This is a genomic window from Stutzerimonas stutzeri, assembly GCF_024448895.1.
GTDB lineage: Bacteria > Pseudomonadota > Gammaproteobacteria > Pseudomonadales > Pseudomonadaceae > Stutzerimonas > Stutzerimonas stutzeri_Q.
The window spans coordinates 58,432-79,477 of record NZ_JAMOIC010000010.1 but is presented as its reverse complement, the minus strand read 5'-3'; the positions used below and the strand labels follow the sequence as shown (position 1 = coordinate 79,477).

The window sequence follows — 21,046 nt, the reverse complement described above, 5'->3', positions numbered from 1 at the left end:
CAAAAGGTTACAAACGATGCAAAACCGCATGATGGTCACTGGCGCCGGTTCCGGTCTGGGTCGCGAGATCGCTTTGCGCTGGGCGCGTGAAGGCTGGCAATTGGCGCTCTCGGATGTTAACGAGGCCGGACTGGTCGAAACCCTGAAGATGGTGCGCGATGCGGGCGGTAATGGTTTCACCCAACGCTGCGATGTGCGCGACTACAGCCAGCTGACCGGCTTGGCGCAGGCCTGCGAGACCAAGCTTGGTGGGATCGATGTGGTCGTCAACAATGCCGGCGTCGCATCGGGCGGTTTCTTCGACGAGCTGTCGCTGGAGGACTGGGACTGGCAGATCGCGATCAACCTGATGGGCGTGGTCAAGGGCTGCAAGGCGTTCCTGCCGCTGGTACAAAAAAGCCACGGCAAAATCATCAACATCGCCTCCATGGCTGCGCTGATGCAAGCCCCGGGGATGAGCAACTACAACGTGGCCAAAGCCGGCGTCGTCGCGCTGTCGGAAAGTCTGCTGGTCGAACTCAAGCAGCAGGAAGTGGGCGTGCATGTGGTCTGTCCGTCGTTTTTCCAGACCAACCTGATGGACTCCTACCGTGGGCCGACCCCAAATATGAAGGCGCAGATCAGCAAGCTGCTCGAAGCGTCACCGATCACCGCCGCGGACATTGCCGACTACATGTATCGCCAGGTCGCCGAAGGCGTGTTCATGATCCTGCCGCACGAAGAAGGACGCATGGCCTGGAAGATCAAACAGCAGAACCCCCAGGCGATCTATGACGAAATGGCCGTGCTGGCAGAGAAGAAACGCGCCAAGAGCAAAACCTGACCAGGCGGTCCGTTTTGCTTGCCGTGATCCAGGGTCGGGAGTAGGGTTGCCTGTCCGATCCCGTCCCGACTCATGGACTCACTGTGAAAAACCCATCTCGCTGGCTGCTCATGCTGGCTCTGGTGCTTGCCGCCATCAATCTTCGCCCCGGTATCACGTCTTTTGCCCCACTGATCGAGCGCATCGCCGCTGAGCTCGACCTAAGCCGAAGCCTGATCAGCCTCACCACCGCGTTACCTGTTCTGCTGATGGGGCTGCTAGCGCCGTTGGCGCCGCGCCTGGCTATACGTTTCGGCCTGGAGCGAACGATCGCACTCTGCCTTGCGCTCATTGGTACGGCGCTGGTGCTGCGGCTGTTTGGTGAAAACACCGTGATTCTGATCGGCACGGCCGCCATGGTGGGCGCTGGAATTGCCGTTGCCGGCCCCTTGCTGTCAGGGTTCATCAAACGCTATTTCCTCCAAAGCATGGGTAAGACCGCCGCTTTCTATTCACTCAGCATGGCGATCGGCGGGACCATCGGTGTAGTGCTGACGGCACCCGCAACTGAGGTGCTGGGTCAGCGCTGGACGTTGGGTCTGGCACTGTGGTCGATTCCGGCAGTGCTGGCGCTGGCCGTCTGGTGGCGGTTGCCCAATCAGCCTGAGGCGGCGGTCGAGCATCGGGCCGGATTGCCATGGAGCCAGCCACGCGCCTGGCTGGTCAGTATCTATTTTGCGCTACAGGCCGGCTTGTTCTATGCGCTGGCCACCTGGCTGGTAGCGCGCTATCACGAAGCAGGCTTCACCCTTCTGCAGAGCAATGCCTTCTTCAGCGGCTTCATGCTGATCGGACTGCCGAGTGCTTTCGCGATGCCCTGGTTAGCGCAGCGCTTCGGCAATCGACACCTGATGATGGCGGGTTGCGGCGTGTTGGCCACCGCCTGCTTGTTGGTTATCGCATGGCTGCCGCAGGTCGAGCCTCTTGTGATCTGCATGCTGCTGGGCGTGGCGCTCAATGGCACCTTTTCCATGTCGTTGGTGCTGCCGATGTACGAGGCGAGTACGCCTCTCGCCGTCAGCCGCCTGACTGCCATGATGCTCTGCACGGGCTACTCGCTGGCGTGTTTTACACCGGTGCTGACTGGGCTGGGACGTGATGTTGCGGGGGACTATCGGTGGCCGTTTCTGGTCCTGGCTGCCATGTCTGCGCTGATGTCCATCCTGGCTGTGCGACTGGCGCCGCGGCGCGACCTGGCAGCAGCCAACGACCGCTGAACGTTTGGCATGGCAGGTGTGTGGTCTGCGTCACTCCTGACGCAGCGCGGACCGGTTCAGTAGGGCGTAGATACTGGAAGCCGGGCCGGATTTGGTTACCATCACGCTCTTTGCTCTGGAGCGTCCTCAGTGGAGCCAGAATCCATCGTCTATGGCAGCATCCGCGGTTGGCCTTCGGCCGATGCCGATGAGTGTCAGCAGCGCAGAGCGGTGAACCGCCGCGCACTGGATCGCCTGCCCCGAGGCGATGGCTGGCCGTTCATTGGTCGGGAGATGTTTTCCTGCTGTGCCGCGGAGGGCCTCTATCAGACACAGGTGATCCACTTCGGCGCCAGCTACCGCGCGATCGAATATGAATGGTCGCTGTGGGTGCGCAATTTCGAGGCGCTACTCGACGAGCTCTACTGGACCAGCGCGGTGGTCCATCTGGAAACGGAGCTCAACGGCACTCACACCTTTCGCTGGGAAACCGAAAGCGGTTCGCATAGCCCTCACCAACGTGACTTGCGTATGCGTTGTGCCTGGGAACGCGATGGCGGAGTGCTGGGATGAGCGTCAGTCTTCCAGCCATTCCTTCGGTACATCCCTTCTGAGAACGAGCTGACACTGCTGGTGATCGGCATCGAAAACGATCACCGCGGTGCCTTTTCGCAACGCCTGCCTGACGCGCTCCACCCGGGTTTGCAGCGGTGTTTCGTCACCGTTATCGGTGCCCTCGCGGGTCACGAAGTCTTCGATGAGGCGGGTAAGGGTGTCGGGTTCGAGCTGGTCGTACGGAATAAGCATGAGGTCGGGTCAGTTCGGCGATTGAGGTTCCGGGATCGGAGCGCCGAGATGGCGGTCGAGGCAAGCATACAGCTGCTCGCTATCGAGCGGTTTACCGATGAAGTCGTTCATTCCTGCATCGCGACCTTGCTGACGGTGTACCTCGAGGACATGCGCGGTGAGCGCGACGATCGGGACTGGCGTGAGGCCCTGTTCGGCCTCCAGACTACGGATCTGCCGGCTGGCTTCGAATCCGTCCAACTCGGGCATCTCGCAGTCCATCAGAATCAACTGCGTGGCGGAAGGATCTTCTCGATAGGCAGTCACCGCCCGCTTTCCATTCTCGGCGACGGCGACTTCATAACCGCGCTTGCGCAGCAGACTCGAGACCACCATCTGACTGACAGGGTTGTCTTCTGCGACGAGGATGCGCGGGTGGGCCCGTTTCGCGGCCTGGACAGGCACCAAGGGTTGGGTCGGAGCAGTGCCGGTTGGTTGATAGAGTCGGTTCAACGCTTCACGAAGCGGGCCGAGCAACAGGGGAAGCGGCAGCCGAACCAGTCGCAATGATGAAGCCAGAGAGGGCGCCTGAATCTGGGGCGGGCAGAACAGCATGACGCGCTGGTTGGCCTCCAGCTGGCTGCTCAGAGGTGTCAGCCAGTCTTCGGGCTTTCCTGACCATGGCGCCATGATGATCAGCAGAGGTCTTGCGGCATGGCTGTCCATGTAACGTGGAAGCCGTTGTGGCTCTTCGCAGCGGACTACGCGCATGCCCCAGCGTGTCAGCAGATTGCTCATGGCGTCCAGCGACTGGATATCCTGGGATGCGATGACCGCCGTGCGACCCTCGAGCAATGCGGTAAGCGGATCATGGCCCGCGCCCGCGGCGCGCAATGGAATGCCGAAGCTGAAGCGGCTGCCTTGACCCGCGGCGCTGTGCACCTCGATCTGCCCGCCCATCATTTCCACCAGCTCCTTGCTGATGACGAGCCCCAGTCCGCTGCCACCGTAACGGCGCGTGGTACTGGAGTCGCCCTGGGAAAAAGATACGAACAGCTGTGAGAGGACGTCGCTGCGCATACCGATTCCGCTATCGGTCACGGAGAAAACCAGGCTGCGTGCATCGTGCGGGCCCTGGCGCGCGACTTCGAGGATGACAAAGCCCTTCTCGGTGAACTTCAGGGCATTGCTCAGCAAGTTGAGCAACACCTGCTTGAGCCGGGTGGGATCGCCGCGTACCCGTCGTGGGACGCCAGCCGACAGGCTCGTGTGAAGCTGTAGGTCCTTGCCAAGTGCCTGCGCACTGAACAGGCTGGTGGTTTCTGAAATCAATGCCTCGAGGTCAAACTCGATGTCTTCCAACACCAGCTTGCCGGCGCCGATGCGGGCGTAGTCGAGGATGTCGTTGATCACCGACATCAGCGAAGCACTGGAACTGGTAATGGTGTCGAGATAGAAGCGCTGATTGCGATCCAGTGAGGTTTCACGCAACAACTGCAGCATGCCCATAACGCCGTTGAGCGGGGTGCGTATCTCATGGCTCATCTTCGCCAGGAAACGGCTTTTCGCCTGATTCTCGCTTTCCGCTCGTGCTGCCGCCTGGCGAGATCTGAATCCTTCTTCCTTGAGGAGATTGATGCGGTCGGCAAGGCCGATGGACAAGGTGATCAGCTCGAAGGCGATGCCGAGCTTCACGACAGAGGCGCCGTACATGCCGAACAGATTGATGCCCAGCGAGCCGGCCGTCACGATGACGAACGTCAGCAGCAGCACCCCCCATGCCAGCGTGTAATACAACCCATAACGAACGCCACGACGCCAGACGAACGCACCAGTAAACAGCAGCCCGATCGACGAAACGATGACCATGACGCTCGCAAGAATGCTCCAGGTCTGCAGATCGAATACCAGCCCTGAGAGGAGTGCGCCCAGGGAGATGAGCAGCGCAACGCGCAGCGCAAAATCGAGTCGCGGAAAAAGCTCACGGGTATGCAGGAAGTGGCGGCTGAACTGTATGGAGATCAGGCAGTGACTGAGCATCAGCACATAGATGCCCATTGAGACGATGTTCCCGTCGTCAGTCAGCCACTTGACCAGCATGCCGTCGAAGCTCAGGGCAAACAGACCGACGTTGACGTTGTAGACCAAGTACCAGAAGTAGGCTGGCTCGCGTAGCGACAGGAACAGAAAGAAGTTGTAGCAGAACATCGCAAACAGCACGCCGTAGAAAGCGCCAGCCAATCCCATCGTCCCTTCGGTGGCCGCCGCGTTGGCGACGTAGGTGCTGAAGTACAGTGGAACATAGAGCGTGCTGGTGCTTTCGACACGAAGCAGCAGCGATGATGTTCCGGGTTTCAGATCGGTTGGAAACCAGAAATTCCTAACCTTGACCTCGCGTGAGCTGAACGGTCGGGTGTCGCCTGACTCCTGCCGCGTCAGGGTGCCGTCGGGCTGCTGCAGATACAGCTCGATATGATCGAGCAGGGGATAGTTGATCTCGATGAAGCCTGAAACGGTCTTGTCCAGCTGGTTATCGAGATCGACCCTGAACCACCAGACCGCATTGTTCTTGCCTTTGTTGGCGTGGGCTCCGCTGACCTGTTCGAAAGTCTTCTCTGGCAGGTTTAACACCTCACCGACACTGAGCTCTGCTGCCGGGTCTCGGAGAAAATAGGTCCAGTGAGCAAGCGGCTGGCGAAAGTCGTCCGAATCGACCGGAACGGGGGCGAAGGCCCACGCCTGTGTGCAAAGGCAATAAAGGAAGATGGCCAGGCAGAGACGCGGCAGCATGATGAGATCCGGGTCGTGCACGGTACAACGATCAAGCGATGCAGCAAGATCATTGAATCGTGCGCGGTTTCATTTACGCGAATGGCAAGCCAGGTTCGCTTGAGCCCGGCTAGCCCGGACGTTTCATAGATTCAATCGCTGCGACTTTGCCCGGATCAGCGCCGCCTCGCAATCTTCAAATGCCCCAAGTTGGCGGCACATCATGAAATGTGTGGTTCAGTCCGACGAGTCGTCTGATCTCTTGTCGAAAATCGAGTCGACTGGCGGTAGACGCGTGTCGTTCTGCATCTGGGTGTCATGTTCGAGTTGATGGCTGAAATTCTCCAGCGTGTCCTTTCCTGCATGAGCGTCGCTGGCGAACACCGGTGGGCTCAGGAGGTAAGCACAGATCAGCCGGCTCATCGCCGTCAGGCTGTCAATGTGTGTCCGCTCGTAGCCATGCGTCGCGTCGCAACCAAAGGCAAGCAACGCGGTGCGGATGTCGTGGCCTGCGGCGATCGCTGACTGAGCATCGCTGTGGTAGTAGCGAAACAGGTCGCGGCGCACCGGGATCTCATGGTTATTCGCTAGCTTGAGCAGGTGCCGTGAGAGATGGAAATCGTAAGGGCCGCCCGAATCCTGCATGGCGACGGTGACCGCATGCTCGCTGGATTCCTGACCTTTGGCGGTTGGCGCGATGTCGATGCCGACGAACTCGCTCACATCCCATGGGAGCGCCCCGGCGGCGCCAGAACCGGTTTCTTCTGTAATGGTGAAGAGCGGGTGGCAATCGATGGGGGGCTCGCGGCCACTTTCCACCACTGCCTTGAGCGCAGCCAGTAGCGCCGCTACGCCGGCCTTGTCGTCGAGGTGACGGGAGCTGATGTAGCCGCTGTCGGTAAACTCCGGCATCGGGTCGAAAGCTACGAAGTCACCGACGTTGATGCCAAGTCCGATGGTGTCGGCGCGGCTCTTGGTATAGCCATCCAGACGTAATTCGACGTGATCCCAACTGATCGGCATTTCGTCCACGGCAGTATTGAACGCATGGCCGGAGGCGAGCAGGGGTAGCACGCTGCCGCGCACGACGCCCGTGTCAGTGAAAACGCTTACACGGCTGCCTTCGGCGAAACGGCTCGACCAGCAACCCACTGGTGACAGCCCGAGGCGTCCGGTCTCATGAATTTCACGCACGCTGGCACCAATGGTGTCCAGATGCGCGGCTATTGCGCGGTCGGGGCTATACCGGCGGCCTTTGAGTGTCGCGCGGATGGTCCCACGACGCGTCAGCTCGAAAGGGATGCCCAGCTCTTTCAGACGCTCTGCGACATAGCGAACAATGGTGTCCGTGAATCCGGTAGGGCTTGGAATGGCGAGCATTTCGAGCAGCACGCGCTGCAGATAATTCATGTCCGGATCGGGAAGCTTTGCAGTCATGATCAGTCCTTAGCGGCGAATGAAGGCTGCCGCCGTCGTGTAAGTGAAGCTGAGCCGCGGTAGTGCCGCAAGCAAGTCGCAACGCTGCGGCTGCTGGCGGGACGCGAGCAGTGATTCGCGAGTCCCGCATCGCTGGCGCTACTTCGACACTAATGCGTGCCGTGGCTCAGCGGGAAGAGCAGGTCAACGAAGCGTTCGGCAGTAGGTTGCGGATGGTGATTGGCAAGCCCGACCCGTTCGTTGGCTTCGATGAAGACGTAGTCAGGCTGGTCGGCGGCCGGCACCAGCAGGTCCAGTCCCACTACCGGAATATCCAGAGCGCGTGCGGCTCGGACGGCGGCATCGACAAGGTCGGGATGCAGTTCTTCGGTAACGTCGTCCAGCGTTCCTCCGGTGTGCAGATTAGCCGTACGCCGGACCGCCAGATGTTCGCCGCGCGGCAGAACGGTTTCATAGTCGAAACCGGCATCGGTCAGGCAACGATGCGTTTCTTCATCCATCGGGATGCGGCTCTCGCCACCGGTAGCAGCCTGGCGACGGCGACTCTGTGTCTCGATCAGTTCGCGGATGGTATGGCTTCCGTCACCGACCACCTCGGCCGGGCGACGGATCGCGGCGGCCACAACCTCAAAGCCGATAACCACAATGCGCAGGTCCAGGCCCGGATGGAAGCTCTCCAGCAGCACGCGCTGGTCAAACTGACGCGCCCGGACGATTGCCTCTTCGAGGTCCTGATTATTACGTAGATCCACCGACACGCCGTGACCCTGCTCGCCATCAACCGGCTTCACTACCGCGCTGCCATGCTTCTCCAGAAAGGCTGCGTTCTCTTCAGCCGTACCGGCCAGCTGCTGAGCCGGAAGCTTAAGCCCGGCGCGGGCAAGAGTCCGATGGGTCAGGCTCTTGTCCTGACATAGCGTCATGCTGACTGCCGACGTCAGATCGGAAAGCGACTCGCGGCAACGCACTTTTCGCCCTCCTTGAGTCAGGGTGAACAAGCCGGCCTCGGTATCATCGATGGTGATTTCAATGCCGCGACGCCTTGCCTCGTCGACAATGATCCGCGCGTACGGGTTCAGCTCGGCTTCCGGGCCCGGCCCGAGAAACAGAGGCTGGTTGAAGGTGTTCTTGCGCTTGACGGTAAAGGTCTGCAGATCACGGAAGCCCAGCTTGGCGTAGAGCGCCTTGGCCTGCTTGTTGTCATGCAGCACCGACAGATCCAGATAGGCGAGACCGCGGCCCATGTAGTGCTCGATCAGGTGACGGACCAACGCTTCGCCAACGCCGGGGCGTGTGCAGCTTGGGGCAACCGCGAGGCACCAGAGGCTTGAGCCGTTTTCCGGATCATTGAACGCCTTGTGATGGTTGATGCCCATGACGCTGCCGATGATCTGCCCGGAATCGTCGTCTTCCGCGAGCCAGTACACGGGACCACCTTGCTCCCTCGGCGTACACAACTCGGGGTTGACCGGCAGCATGCCGCGGGACTGGTACAGGCAGTTGATCGCCTTCCAGTCCGCCTCACTCTGGGCGCGCCGGATCCCGAATCCCCTGAAGCTGCGACGTGCCGGACGATAATCGGTAAACCAGATGCGCGACGTATCGGACGGGTCGAGAAACAGCTGTTGCGGGGCGTAAGCGAGGACCTGATGCGGTGCGGCGACGTACAGCGCGATGTCCCGTTCGCCGGCTTGCTCGTGAAGCAGGTCGGCAGCCAGGTTCGCTGGATCCGAATAGGTATGGCCAATCAGGATCCGGCCCCAACCACAGTGCAGCGTTACCGGCGCTTGGGATTCTTCCTTGCCGTCCTCGGCGAGGCGCTGTTGCAGGCGCTCATAAGTGGGCGTCTGGCCCCGCAACAGTCGCTGTCCGTACGCTTGAGACTTCTGCATGATGAATTCCTTGGAGCTGGTCATGGCGGGGCGCTATTCACCCCGCGTCATGCCTGGATTCTTAAAGACCTTGTTCGCTCAGCCACAGGTTCACGGCTGCCAGCTGCCAGAGTTTGGAGCCGCGCAGGGGCGTCAGCTGGCCCTGTGGATCATTGAGCAGTTTGTCCAGCATTGCCGGGTTATAGAGGCCGCGATCCTGGCTCGGATCGGTCAGCATTTCCCGCACCCAGTTGAGGGTGTTGCCCTGCAGATGCTTGAGCCCCGGAACCGGGAAGTAGCCTTTGGGCCGGTCGATGACAGCGGCGGGGATGACTTTGCGCGCCGCTTCCTTGAGGACGTACTTTCCGCCGTCGGGCAGCTTGTACTTGGCTGGTATCTTCGCCGATAGCTCAGCCACGTTATGGTCGAGAAATGGCACCCGTGCCTCGAGACCCCAGGCCATGGTCATGTTGTCGACGCGCTTGACCGGGTCGTCCACGAGCATGATTGTGCTATCGATCCGCAGTGCCTTGTCTACCGCCGCGTCGGCCCCTGGCTGCGCAAAATGCTGACGCACGAAGTCGCCGGAGAAATCGCCTTTGACCCATTGCTGCTGCACCGTCTCGGCGTATTCCTCGTAGCTGCGGTCGCGGAAGGCTTGCAGGTAAGCGGCTACCGGGTCTGCCGCGCCGTCCACCTGTGGATACCAGTGGTAACCGGCAAACAGCTCATCGGCACCCTGGCCGCTCTGCACCACCTTGCAATGTTTGGAGACCTCGCGCGATAGCAGATAGAACGCGATGCAGTCATGACTGACCATCGGCTCGCTCATGGCGCGGAATGCCGCTGGCAGCTGCTCGAGGATTTCCTTTTCCTGAATGCGCAGCTGGTGATGTCGTGTCTGGTAGTGCTGCGCGATCAGATCCGAATACTTGAATTCATCACCGCGCTCGCCGCCCGCATCTTCGAAACCAATGGAGAATGTGAGCAGGTTGTCCGTCGCGCCTGCTTCGCGCAATAGGCCGACCAGCAGGCTGGAATCGACGCCACCGGACAGCAGGACGCCGACATCGACCGCCGCGCGCTGACGCAGGGCAACGGACTGGCGCAGGGTGGAGAGGGTGCGTTCCTGCCAGTCCTCGAAACTGTATTGCTGCTCTTCTTCCGAAGCGCCGAATTCCAGCGCCCACCAGCGATGCTGGCTGGACTTGCCATGGGCGTCGACACGCATGAAGGTGCCCGGCGGCAGCTTCTCGATACCGGCGATGAGGGTATCCGGTGCCGGTACGACCGCGTGAAAGCTCATGTAGTGGTTCAGTGCCACCGGATTCAGCACGCCGGCGATGTCACCACCTTTGAGCAATGCAGGCAGAGTCGAGGCGAAGCGCAGGCGATCCCCAGTCTTGGAGAGATAAAGCGGCTTGATGCCGAGCCGGTCGCGAGCGATGAACAGTTCCTGCACGTCACGCTGCCAGATGGCGAAGGCGAACATGCCGTTGAGGCGCGGCAGCAGCGCTTCGCCCCAGGCATGAAAGCCCTTGAGCAACACCTCGGTGTCGCCGCCGGAGAAGAAGCTGTAGCCCAGAGCTTCAAGCTCTGAGCGCAGTTCGGGATAGTTGTAGATAGCGCCGTTGAAGACCATGGACAGGCCCAACGCGGAGTCGATCATCGGCTGGCCGGAAGCCTCGCACAGATCCATGATTTTCAGACGCCGATGCCCGAGTGCAACAGGGCCCTGGCTATTGAAGCCACAGGCATCCGGACCGCGAGCAGTCAGGGATTGGGTGATGCGTTCAACCGCTGCCAGATCGGCCGGTTGATTGTCAAAGCGAAGTTCGCCAGCTATGCCACACATAGGATCCTTTCCGGTTAAGCCGTTGGGAAATGTGACCGGCATGCAAACTGTGAAGTTCAGGTTTTAGACAGGTGCGTCCAGCTCCCATCCGTCGTGTAGCACGCTTTGGAACGGCCTGTGGCCGGGTGCAGCATTGATATGCGGGCCGGTCGATCTGCCAGGCCACCCTGGCGGGTGGTCATAGGCGGAAGCCTTCAACGATATGCTCGGCCAAGGTTTCGCTGACCTGCGAGGGGTTACGTTCACTGCGTAGCAGGACGATGCTGCTCATGGGCAACTCAGGCATTCCCTCGGCTTCTCCCAGCAAGCGCATGTCGGCTGTTACCAGGCTCTGCAGCTGAGCGGTGACCGCCAGACCGGCATTGACCACAGCCATCAGCGCCGACAGGCTCGGGCTGGTGTAGGCGACACGGTACGGGATGTCCATGCTGTCCAGGGCGTTGCACGCCCAGGCACGGCAGAAGCACTCGGTGTTGAACATCGCCAGTGGCATCGGCCGTTGCTCATGGGTGTTGAAGCCTGGCGCTTCGGTCCACACAAAGCGTTCCCGGCGCAGCAGTTGACCGATCTCGGTTCCCGGTTCACGGGTCACGATGGAGAGGTCAAGGTCTCGCCGCTGCAGCAGCTGATAGGACGGCTCGCAATGCACCTCCACCTGCACCAGCGGGTAAGCCTGCGCAAAGCGCGAGAGGATGCCCGGAAGGAAGCGCATCACGTAATCGTCCGGCGTACCGATCCGTACTGATCCGACCATATGCGGCTCGCGCAGGGTGGTCAGCACTTCACCGTGCAGCTTGAGTATTCGGCGCGCATAGCCGAGCAGAATCTGCCCCTCGGGTGTGAGCCGGACCTGCCGACCGTCACGCTCGAAAACCGAACGCTGCAGCACGTCTTCCTCCAGGCGCTTCATCTGCATGCTGATTGCTGACTGCGTGCGGTTCACCGCCTCCGCTGCGCGCGTGAAGCCACCGTGATCAGCGATGGCAACGAAGCTGCGGAGCAGCTCCGCATCGATACTGGGGTAATTGGCCATTCATCAATCTCCGAGATGTACGCCATCAGAAACATTCGTTGGATTGATCATAAGCCCAGGCAGAAACTGGCGCCATCCACCCGGAGATGCAGATGATGAAAAGCCATATCGAGTTTGTGAAAGTCGGATATTCAGCTCAGGACCGTCGTCTATCGCTGGTTGCCGTACTGAGGGCAGCCATGCAGCAGATCAAGCGCTGGTATGAGCTACACCGCCAGCGCCAGCAGCTCGCCTCGCTGAATGACGAGATGCTCAAGGACATCGGTCTGAGCCGTGCAGACATCGAGCCTGAAGTGAATCGCCCGTTCTGGGACGAACCCTTTCGCCGGGGCTGAGTGCTATGCGTCATGCCCGGTCAGGACGCTCCAGCCGGAGCAGGGTAGCGATTCGCTATTCGGAGCGGCGAATGAGTTTTCGCAGCAGGAAACGATTTGGGTGACAGGCTTCTGCAATAGCGCGTGGCACAGGCAGCGGGTCGCCATCGAGCCAGGCGGCGAGCAGTTCGCCGGACAACGGTGCAGTAATTAAGCCGCGCGAGCCGTGAGCAGTATTGACGTACAGGCCATCGAGCCAGGGGCAGGGCGTCTGAGGTACCTGACGGGCGTCCTTGCCAAGTACCGCGTACGCACTGGCGAATTCTGCGGGGTCTGCCAACGGCCCGATGATCGGGAGGTAGTCCGGACTGGTGCAGCGATACGCCACGCGCCCGTGTAGAGCATCCAGGTGGTACGCATCGGCATCCAGGCGCTGATAGAGGTCCTCTGAGATCTCTTCGAGCATTTCCAGATTCGCACGATGCTCCGCCGTGCTTGGCGCGGGATCGCTTTCGGCAAAATTGAAACTCGCACCCAGGGTATGCAGGCCGTCGCGCGATGGAGCGACATAACCCTTGGCACAGATCACGGTGCGCAACGCGGTGCTCCGTTCGGTCGCGGTCAGACCTGTAATCTGCCCGCGGATGCGTTTGAGCGGCAGCCAGGCGCTCTGGCTGAACAGGGACACGTCGGCCGCCCCTGCCAGGACTACCACCGGCGCGTCGGCCAGCACTTGCTCGTTCGCAAGCGCTTGCCAGCATTCTCCAACACGACGCAACTCGAGCGGATGGCGATGGCGAATCAGCTCGATCGCGGGGTGGTCGATCAGCCAGCGGCATAGCGCCGGCGGGTGCGCCCAACCGGCGTCTGGGTAGAACAGACCGCCGTCATCCAGTGTCACGCCTGCCAGTTGTTCGGCCTCTCCACGCTCGACGGCGCGCAGCAGGCTAGGCGGGAATGCACCTGCAAGTGCGGCCTGACGGTCGCGCTCCTTCGCATCGAAAGCAATCTGCAAAACACCGCAGGCCTCCCAGTCCCGTCCCTGCTGAAGGTTGCGCAGCAGGCGGCGGGTGTAGCCGAACCCGCTGGTCACCAACTGCGAAAGCGCGGTGCCGTGCGCTGACAGCTTCAGATAAAGCACACCTTGTGGGTTGCCGGAGCCCTCCTGGGCGATTTCCTCATGGCGTTCGAGCAGCGTCACCTTCCATCCACGCGCCGCCAAGCTGGCTGCGCTGGCGCAGCCGGCCAGACCCGCGCCGATAATGAGTGCGCTGCGCTGTTGAGGTTTATGTGACGGGCGCGCAAACCAGGGTGTGGGGGCTTGCGATGACGTGCCGATGAACTGGCCTTTGAGGCTTTCCCACTTGTGGCCGAAGCCTGGGATTCGTTTCACCGTGAAGCCGGCGTCCTTCAGCGCGCGACGCACGTCGCCGGCTGTGGTGAATGTCGCCAGCGTTGCGCCTGGAGCAGACAGCCAGGCCAGTTGAGCAAACAACGCGGGATGCCACATTTCCGGGTTTTTCGCTGGCGCGAAACCATCGAGAAACCAGGCATCAACGCTGGCGTCCAGGCTGCTCAGGCCGTCGAGCGCGTCGCCAACCAATAGCGTTAGAGCGACTCGGCCAAAGCGAAACTGCTGAAAACCCGGATTGACCGCCACGTACTGATCGAGCAACTGCTGGGCCTGGGGCTGCAGTTCTGGCCACAATGCCAACGCGCGCTGCATGTCATCACGACTGAGCGGGTGCTTTTCAACGCTGATGAAGTGCAGACTGGCCTGAGACTGCGCGCTACGCTCGAACAGGGCCCAAGCGCAAAGAAAGTTCAAGCCTGTGCCGAATCCCGTTTCGCCAATCACTAGACGCTCGTCGGTCCCGAGAGCTGCGAAACGTTCGGCAAGCTGGCTTGGCTGCAGGAACACATGGGTAGTTTCGGCAATGCCGGAGCTGCGCGAAAAGTAGACGTCGCCGTAGAGCCGCGATTGCGGCTCACCGCTCTCGTCCCAGTCGAGTTCGGCATGCTGAAAACCGGGTGCGATCGGGTCGGGCATCGACGTTTCCTGGGGCGAAAAGGAGACGATTCTAGCAGCAGCAGGAAACCTGCTGCGGGCGCGCTTTGTCGCATTAATGTGTACGCGTCCGGCACAGCACACCCTGACGTGCCTTCTGACACCAGCCCAGGCTTGCGACGGCCTGCTAGGGTTCATTGCAGCATTCCTATGGAGAACACGATGTTCGAATCGGCGGAAATCGGCCACACCATCGACAAGGCGACTTTCAAGGACGAAGAACCCGTTCTACGCGAGGCGCTGCTGCAGGCCCAATACCGTCTGCGCGAGCAGGCTCGCTTTCCCGTGCTGATCCTGATCAACGGCATCGAAGGCGCGGGCAAAGGCGAGACGATCAAGCAACTCAACGAATGGATGGACCCTCGGCTGATCCGCGTCGACAGCTTTGATGTTCCAACTGACGAGGAGCTGTCTCATCCACCGGCATGGCGCTATTGGCGCCGCCTGCCGGCGAAGGGGCAGACGGGCATCTTTTTCGGTAACTGGTACAGCAAGATGCTTGAGGACCGCGTCCACGGGCGCATCAAGAAGGCTGACCTCGAACTCGCCATCGACCGTGCCCAGCGGTTCGAGCGCATGCTTTGTGCCGAGGGTGCGCTGATCTTCAAGTTCTGGTTTCACCTGTCCAAGGACCGCATGCTGCAGCGTCTCGAATCGCTCAAGGACGATCCGCTGCACAGCTGGCGTATCAGCCCGCTGGATTGGCAGCAATCGAAGACCTACGACAAGTTCGTGCGCCATGGTGAGCTGATCTTGCGGCGCAGTAGCCGCGATTTCGCACCCTGGTACGTCATCGAGGGGCATGACGAGCGCTATCGCAGCCTGACCGCCGGCCGCCTGTTGCTCGAAGGGCTGAATGCAGCGCTGGATGCAGCCGATCAGCAACCCTCGCAGCCCCACACTGCGCCCGTGGAGTTGAATCTCGACCGGCTGAGCCTGCTCGGCAGCCTCGACATGGAGCAAAAGCTCAGCAAGGACGACTATAAGGATCAGCTCACTCAGGAGCAGGCGCGCCTTTCGCAGTTGTTGCGCGATCCGCGTCTGCGCAAGCGTGCTGTGCTGGCCCTGTTCGAAGGGCACGACGCAGCCGGCAAGGGCAGTGCCATTCGCCGAGTAACCGGCGCGCTCGATCCACGGCTGTATCGCACGGTACAGATTGCGGCACCCAGTGAAGATGAGCTGGCGCAGCCCTGGATGTGGCGATTCTGGCGTAACGTTCCGGCGCGCGGCCAGTTCACCATTTTCGATCGTTCATGGTATGGCCGCGTGCTGGTGGAACGGGTTGAAGGCTTCTGTTCGCCGGATGAATGGCTGCGCGCCTATACCGAAATCAATGAGTTCGAGGAGCAGCTAGTCGATGCAGGTGTTGTGGTCGTCAAGTTCTGGCTGTCGATCGATAAAGAAACGCAGCTGGAGCGCTTCAAGGAACGTGAAGACACGCCGCACAAACGCTTCAAGATCACCGAGGAAGACTGGCGCAACCGGGAAAAGTGGGACGACTACGGTCATGCAGTAGCGGACATGGTCGACCGCACCAGCACCGAGATCGCGCCCTGGACGCTGATCGAAGCCAATGACAAGCGCTTCGCCCGGGTAAAGGTGCTGCGAACGCTGTGCGACGCGCTGGATGCGGCTATCGGTTGATCTTTGCGTAAGACTGGACGGGCGATGGCCGACCATATCCCTGCTGAATGTTCGTCGCCTAGGCCGAAAGGCAGGAACTATGCTCGGCTCATCGTCAACAGGCGGGTCGCACCCATAGCGGCCTGCCCATCCATTCGAGGTATGCCATGCGTGAAGTAGTGATCGTCGACAGCGTACGGACCGGCCTGGCCAAGTCCTTCCGCGGCAAGTTCAACATGACCCGCCCTGACGACATGGCGGCCCATTGCGTCAACGCGCTGCTGTCGCGCAACAACCTTGATCCTAAACTGGTCGAGGATTGCATCGTCGGTGCCGGCTCGAACGAGGGCGCGCAGGGCTACAACATCGGTCGGAACGTAGCCGTGTTGTCGAATCTGGGCATCCAGTGTGCTGGCATGACCCTCAACCGGTTCTGCTCGTCCGGCCTGCAGTCCATCGCCATCGCGGCTAACCAGATTGCATCCGGTTGCAGCGACATCATCGTCGCGGGCGGGGTCGAATCCATCACCATGACGGCTAAGAGCCGCAACAGCGACAACCTATTCAACCCCATCCTGCAAGAGCGTGTTCCGGGCCTTTATCACAGCATGGGCCAGACCGCTGAACTGGTCGCGCGCCGCTACAACGTGACCCGTGAGCAGCAGGACATCTATTCCCTGCAGAGCCAGCAGCGCACTGCGCGCGCTCAGGCCGAAGGGCTGTTCCAGGACGAAATCGTGCCGATGAACGTCCGCTACTTCACCGAAGACAAGAACACCGGGGAGCGCACCGAGCATGAAGGCGTCGTCGATCGCGACGACTGCAACCGCCCCGACACCACCCTTGAAAGCCTGTCCGGCCTGAAGCCGGTATTTGCCGACGACGGTTCCGTGACTGCCGGCAATGCCTCGCAACTGTCTGACGGCGCTTCGATGACCCTGGTGATGAGCTTGGACAAGGCGCTTGAGCTGGGACTCAAGCCGCGGGCGTTTTTCCGCGGATTCACCGTCGCCGGGTGCGAGCCGGAAGAAATGGGCATCGGCCCGGTCTTCTCCGTGCCGCGTCTGCTCAAGGCCAAGGGTCTGCAGGTCAGCGACATCGATCTCTGGGAGCTCAACGAAGCCTTTGCCTCGCAGTGCCTGTATTGCCGCGACACCCTGGAGATCGACAACGAGAGATTCAACGTCAACGGCGGCTCGATTTCCATCGGCCACCCATTCGGCATGACCGGCTCGCGCACCGCGGGCCACCTGATCCGCGAACTGCAGCGCCGTAATCTGCGCTATGGCGCAGTGACCATGTGCGTAGGTGGCGGGATGGGTGCTTCGGGATTATTCGAAGCGGTGCGTTGATCAGTCGTCTTAGGCACGACTAAGAAACCCGCGCCAGATGGCGCGGGTTTTTTCATGTCTGATGAATATCAGCCAGAGTGCGAACGTGTTGCTTTGCGGTGAAGTTACCGGTGGGCTGAAGCCCACCCTACGGGCTAAGGCCGGCGGCGCGGGCGAATAAAATCTCCCCTACAGAATAGGACCAAGTGAGGGTCGTATTCAGTGCCTTTGTAGGGTCGAATTTATTCGACCAAAAGAGGCTGGCGTGATGTATAGCCCGCTGGATCAGCTGCGGCTGGATTCGAGCATGGTTTCCGGGCGCACCCACTGATCGAACTCTTCATCGGTCAAGTATCCCAGAGACAACGCCGCTTCTCGCAGCGTTGTGCCCTCGCCGTAGGCTTTCTTGGCAATCTCCGCTGCCTTGTCATAGCCGATATGCGGGTTCAACGCGGTGACCAGCATCAGCCCGCGTTCCAGGTGTTCGGCCATCCGCGCTGCATCCGGCTTCATACCGACGATGCAATGGGTATTGAAATTCCGGCAGCCATCGGCCAGCAGCCGAATCGACTCCAGCATGTTATGCACGATCACCGGCTTGAAGACGTTGAGCTGCAGGTGACCCTGGCTCGCGGCGAATCCGATCGTGACGTCATTGCCCATCACTTGGCAGGCAAGCATCGACAGCGCCTCGCACTGAGTCGGGTTGACCTTGCCCGGCATGATCGAGCTGCCCGGCTCGTTGGCCGGCAGGCGAACTTCGGCAAATCCGCCGCGTGGTCCCGATCCGAGCAGGCGCAGGTCGTTGGCGATTTTCAACAGCGCCGTGGCCAGGGTCTTCAATCCGCCGTGAAGCGCTACCAGCGGTTCATGACCGGAAAGCGCAGCGAACTTGTTCGGCGCGGAAACGAAGGGAAGGCCGGACAGCGCTGCCAGCTCGGCCGCGATCGCTTCTGCGAAGCCGTGCGGTGCATTGAGTCCTGTGCCCACGGCCGTGCCGCCTTGAGCCAGTTCGAAGACGGCTGGCAGAGAATGGCGGATCGCCTGTTCGGCAATATCCAGCTGAGCAACGAAGGCTGACAGTTCCTGGCCAAAAGTTACTGGTGTCGCGTCCATCATGTGAGTGCGCCCGGTCTTGACCAGCTGCCCGTAGCGAGCCGCTTGCTCGGCAATGCCGCCAGACAGTTCGGCGATCGACGGCAACAGGTCGTCCTGAATCGCCCTCGCGATGGCAATGTGCATGGCGGTAGGGAAGCAGTCATTGGAGCTTTGCGCGCGGTTAACATGATCGTTGGGGTGCACCGGGCTCTTGCCGCCGCGCGTACCTCCAGCCAGTTCGTTGGCACGCCCAGCAATCACTTCATTGGCGTTCATATTGCTCTGGGTGCCGCTACCGGTCTGCCAGACCACCAGCGGGAACTGGTCGTCGTGCTGGCCATGCAGGATCTCGTCGGCGGCCTGTTCTATCAGTCGCGCGATGTCAGGCGGCAGGTCGCCGATGCGGTCGTTGACTCGCGCAGCCGCCTTCTTGATCAGCGCCAGCGCGTGGCATACGGCTAGTGGCATGCGCTGATCGCCGATGGCGAAGTTGGTCAGTGAGCGCTGGGTCTGAGCGCCCCAGTAGGCCTGTTCGGGTACTTCCACTGGGCCCAGGCTATCGGTTTCGGTGCGGGTCATGCCGTGCTCCATCAATGAGGTCTTCCTGTTAGGTCGCCCGTGAACGGGACAGGTTCAATCGGCCTTCGGCTGTTCCTTGAGCGATTGGAACTCCGCGCGCAGAATGTGTCCATTGAGGCTCATCTATCGCTCGGCAAGGATCATCCAATGCGCGCTCTTAATACTTTCAGGCTATCTCCCATCACGCTACGTGCTTGCGGGCTTCGTGGATCAGGGCTCCGTGCATTCGGCCTTTGCGGCGTCCTGTCGATGGCATTGGTCGCCGGCCATGCCAGCGCTGACAGCGCCAGCCATGCCGCCCAGGCCGAGCGATTCCTGGAGCTGGTCAATGCCGACCGGATTTCCGTTCCGGTTTACGCTCAGGTCCAGCAGATGTTCGCCGAGCGATTCGCCCAGACTCAGGCACCGGAGAGCAAGCGCGCGCTTCTGGAGGGTTATCAGTCCAAGGCCGACGCTGCGCTCGACAAGGCGATCGGCTGGAAAGAGGTCAAGCCGGATCTGATAGCGCTCTACACCGATACCTTCAGCGAGGCAGAATTGAGCCGGCTGAACGAATTCTACGAATCCGAGTTGGGCAAGAAGATGCTCACTCAGCTGCCCCAGCTCAATGCGCGATCGGCTCAGGTGACCCAGGCCAAGTTGCAGGAGGCAGTGCCGCAAGTGAACAAGCTGCTGGCTGATATGACAGCCGAACTCGATACCCAGAAAAAGCCCTGAGAGAGCCTGCCAATCATGTCCAAACAAGCCACGATCGAGACGACCCTGCAGGTCACCCTGCAACCTGCCTATCTGCATGTGCTGGACGAAAGCCACATGCACAGTCGCGGGCAGGAAACTCATTACAAGGCGGTGATCGTCAGCGATCAGTTCGCCGGGCTCAATCCGGTCAAGCGCCATCAGAAGGCCTACGCCGCAATGGGCGACCTTATGCAACAGATCCATGCCCTCGCGTTGCACACCTATACGCCAGAGGAATGGGCCGAGCAGGGCGCCGCGCCGGCTTCGCCTGTTTGCGCCGGTGGGCATAAATAGAGGCGGGAGGCCACAAACGGTAGGCTGCAGGAGAAAAGCGTTTGACAGCTTTTCGGCGCCGGGGCGCACACTGAGAAGCCTGAAGCCTGAAGCCTGAAGCCTGAAGCCTGAAGCCTGAAGCCTGAAGCCTGAAGAAAGATTTATTGCTAGAATGCGCGCCGCGCCGGCTCACGCCGGCGTTGTTGTTTTCGCATTCCCGGTCCGCCCCTTGCGCGGGTGGCCACTGGAGAGATTATTCCGCATGACCCAGAAAATCGTCGTCGCGGCGCTGTACAAGTTCGTCTCCCTGCCGGACTACGTTGCGCTGCGTGAGCCCCTGCTCGACATTCTCAACGCCAATGGCATCAAAGGCACGCTGCTGCTTGCCGAAGAAGGCATCAATGGCACGGTATCCGGCAGCCGTGCGGCCATCGATGCATTGCTCGCCTGGTTCGGTACCGATACGCGTCTGGCTGACATTGATCACAAGGAGTCCTACTGCGACGATCAGCCGTTTTATCGCACCAAGGTCAAGCTGAAAAAGGAAATCGTCACCCTAGGCGTGCCCGGTGTGGACCCCAATCAGCGCGTCGGCACCTATGTCGACCCCAAGGACTGGAATGCGCTGATCGATGACCCGGAAGTGCTGCTGATCGATACCCGCAACGACTACGAAGTGTCCATCGGCACCTTCGAGGGGGCGATCGACCCGCAGACCAAATCCTTCCGTGAATTTCCCGACTACATCAAGGCGCATTACAACCCGGCCAAGCACAAAAAGGTCGCGATGTTCTGCACCGGTGGCATCCGCTGCGAGAAGGCGTCCAGCTACATGCTTGGCGAAGGGTTCGAGGAGGTTTATCACCTCAAGGGCGGCATCCTCAAATACCTGGAGGAGGTGCCGCAGGAAGAGACGCGCTGGCGCGGCGACTGCTTCGTTTTCGACAACCGCGTGACCGTGCGCCACGACCTTACCGAAGGCGATTTCGACCAATGCCATGCCTGCCGCACTCCGATCTCGGTGGAGGACCGCCAATCGGAGCACTACGCTCCAGGCATCAGCTGCCCGCACTGCTGGGATAACCTCAGCGAGAGGACTCGCCACAGCGCGCGGGAGCGGCAGAAGCAGATTGAGCTGGCACTCAAGCGCAACCAACCACACCCGATCGGTTACAACTACCGCAAGCACGATGCGTAACCGAGCCAAATCATG

Annotated in this window: 17 protein-coding genes; 9 read left to right on the top strand and 8 right to left on the bottom strand. The window is 60.7% G+C overall.

Going from position 1 to position 21,046, the window contains the following annotated elements; all coding sequences use genetic code 11:
- Positions 1-16 precede the first annotated feature (16 nt).
- The 3 genes from NA619_RS13595 (at position 17) to NA619_RS13585 (ending at position 2,631) form a co-directional block, all read left to right on the top strand.
- Positions 17-823 carry an SDR family oxidoreductase gene (locus tag NA619_RS13595; protein WP_255962384.1) on the top strand — a complete coding sequence of 269 codons (807 nt, stop codon included), beginning with the start codon at positions 17-19 and terminating at the stop codon, positions 821-823.
- Positions 824-933: 110 nt separating this feature from the next.
- Positions 934-2,079: a CynX/NimT family MFS transporter gene (locus tag NA619_RS13590; RefSeq protein WP_255962479.1), complete on the top strand. Its 1,146-nt coding sequence runs from the start codon at positions 934-936 to the stop codon at positions 2,077-2,079.
- Between the two features lie 129 nt (positions 2,080-2,208).
- Positions 2,209-2,631: a hypothetical protein gene (locus NA619_RS13585; RefSeq protein ID WP_255962383.1), complete on the top strand. Its 423-nt coding sequence runs from the start codon at positions 2,209-2,211 to the stop codon at positions 2,629-2,631.
- 3 nt (positions 2,632-2,634) lie between these two features.
- Here the strand turns inward: NA619_RS13585 and NA619_RS13580 are convergent, their stop codons facing one another.
- The 6 genes from NA619_RS13580 to NA619_RS13555 form a co-directional block, all read right to left on the bottom strand.
- Positions 2,635-2,865, bottom strand: a complete 231-nt coding sequence (locus tag NA619_RS13580) for a YheU family protein (protein WP_255962382.1) — start codon at positions 2,863-2,865, stop codon at positions 2,635-2,637.
- 9 nt (positions 2,866-2,874) lie between these two features.
- Positions 2,875-5,634: a hybrid sensor histidine kinase/response regulator gene (locus NA619_RS13575; protein WP_255962381.1), complete on the bottom strand. Its 2,760-nt coding sequence runs from the start codon at positions 5,632-5,634 to the stop codon at positions 2,875-2,877.
- 216 nt (positions 5,635-5,850) lie between these two features.
- On the bottom strand, positions 5,851-7,050 hold the full coding sequence (locus tag NA619_RS13570; RefSeq protein ID WP_255962379.1) for an osmoprotectant NAGGN system M42 family peptidase: 1,200 nt from the start codon (positions 7,048-7,050) through the stop codon (positions 5,851-5,853).
- 149 nt (positions 7,051-7,199) lie between these two features.
- A complete protein-coding gene (gene ngg / locus NA619_RS13565) occupies positions 7,200-8,942 on the bottom strand; it encodes an N-acetylglutaminylglutamine synthetase (RefSeq protein WP_255962377.1) in 1,743 nt (580 codons plus the stop codon).
- 61 nt (positions 8,943-9,003) lie between these two features.
- On the bottom strand, positions 9,004-10,776 hold the full coding sequence (locus tag NA619_RS13560) for an N-acetylglutaminylglutamine amidotransferase (protein ID WP_255962376.1): 1,773 nt from the start codon (positions 10,774-10,776) through the stop codon (positions 9,004-9,006).
- A gap of 178 nt (positions 10,777-10,954) precedes the next feature.
- Positions 10,955-11,809 (bottom strand): LysR substrate-binding domain-containing protein, encoded by an 855-nt coding sequence (locus NA619_RS13555; protein WP_255962375.1) that lies wholly within the window; start codon positions 11,807-11,809, stop codon positions 10,955-10,957.
- Between the two features lie 95 nt (positions 11,810-11,904).
- On the opposite strand from NA619_RS13555, the gene NA619_RS13550 reads away from it, so the two are divergent.
- Complete coding sequence (locus tag NA619_RS13550; protein ID WP_255962478.1) at positions 11,905-12,144, top strand: DUF1127 domain-containing protein; 240 nt, start codon at positions 11,905-11,907, stop codon at positions 12,142-12,144.
- Between the two features lie 55 nt (positions 12,145-12,199).
- Here the strand turns inward: NA619_RS13550 and mnmC are convergent, their stop codons facing one another.
- Positions 12,200-14,173 carry a bifunctional tRNA (5-methylaminomethyl-2-thiouridine)(34)-methyltransferase MnmD/FAD-dependent 5-carboxymethylaminomethyl-2-thiouridine(34) oxidoreductase MnmC gene (gene mnmC, locus NA619_RS13545; protein WP_255962374.1) on the bottom strand — a complete coding sequence of 658 codons (1,974 nt, stop codon included), beginning with the start codon at positions 14,171-14,173 and terminating at the stop codon, positions 12,200-12,202.
- A gap of 180 nt (positions 14,174-14,353) precedes the next feature.
- Here mnmC and pap point away from each other — a divergent pair, with 180 nt between their 5' ends.
- Together pap and NA619_RS13535 are read left to right on the top strand one after the other, a co-directional pair.
- Positions 14,354-15,835, top strand: coding sequence for a polyphosphate:AMP phosphotransferase (gene pap / locus NA619_RS13540; RefSeq protein WP_255962373.1), 1,482 nt, complete (start codon positions 14,354-14,356; stop codon positions 15,833-15,835).
- Between the two features lie 146 nt (positions 15,836-15,981).
- Positions 15,982-17,166 carry a thiolase family protein gene (locus tag NA619_RS13535; protein ID WP_255962372.1) on the top strand — a complete coding sequence of 395 codons (1,185 nt, stop codon included), beginning with the start codon at positions 15,982-15,984 and terminating at the stop codon, positions 17,164-17,166.
- 264 nt (positions 17,167-17,430) lie between these two features.
- On the opposite strand, the gene NA619_RS13530 is transcribed toward NA619_RS13535, so the two are convergent.
- Positions 17,431-18,822, bottom strand: coding sequence for a class II fumarate hydratase (locus NA619_RS13530; RefSeq protein ID WP_255962371.1), 1,392 nt, complete (start codon positions 18,820-18,822; stop codon positions 17,431-17,433).
- Between the two features lie 249 nt (positions 18,823-19,071).
- On the opposite strand from NA619_RS13530, the gene NA619_RS13525 reads away from it, so the two are divergent.
- The 3 genes from NA619_RS13525 (at position 19,072) to NA619_RS13515 (ending at position 21,031) form a co-directional block, all read left to right on the top strand.
- Positions 19,072-19,539 carry a DUF2059 domain-containing protein gene (locus NA619_RS13525; protein ID WP_255962477.1) on the top strand — a complete coding sequence of 156 codons (468 nt, stop codon included), beginning with the start codon at positions 19,072-19,074 and terminating at the stop codon, positions 19,537-19,539.
- 15 nt (positions 19,540-19,554) lie between these two features.
- A complete protein-coding gene (locus NA619_RS13520) occupies positions 19,555-19,854 on the top strand; it encodes a BolA family protein (RefSeq protein ID WP_255962370.1) in 300 nt (99 codons plus the stop codon).
- A 241-nt stretch (positions 19,855-20,095) separates the two neighbouring features.
- Complete coding sequence (locus NA619_RS13515) at positions 20,096-21,031, top strand: rhodanese-related sulfurtransferase (protein WP_255962369.1); 936 nt, start codon at positions 20,096-20,098, stop codon at positions 21,029-21,031.
- Positions 21,032-21,046 lie beyond the last annotated feature (15 nt).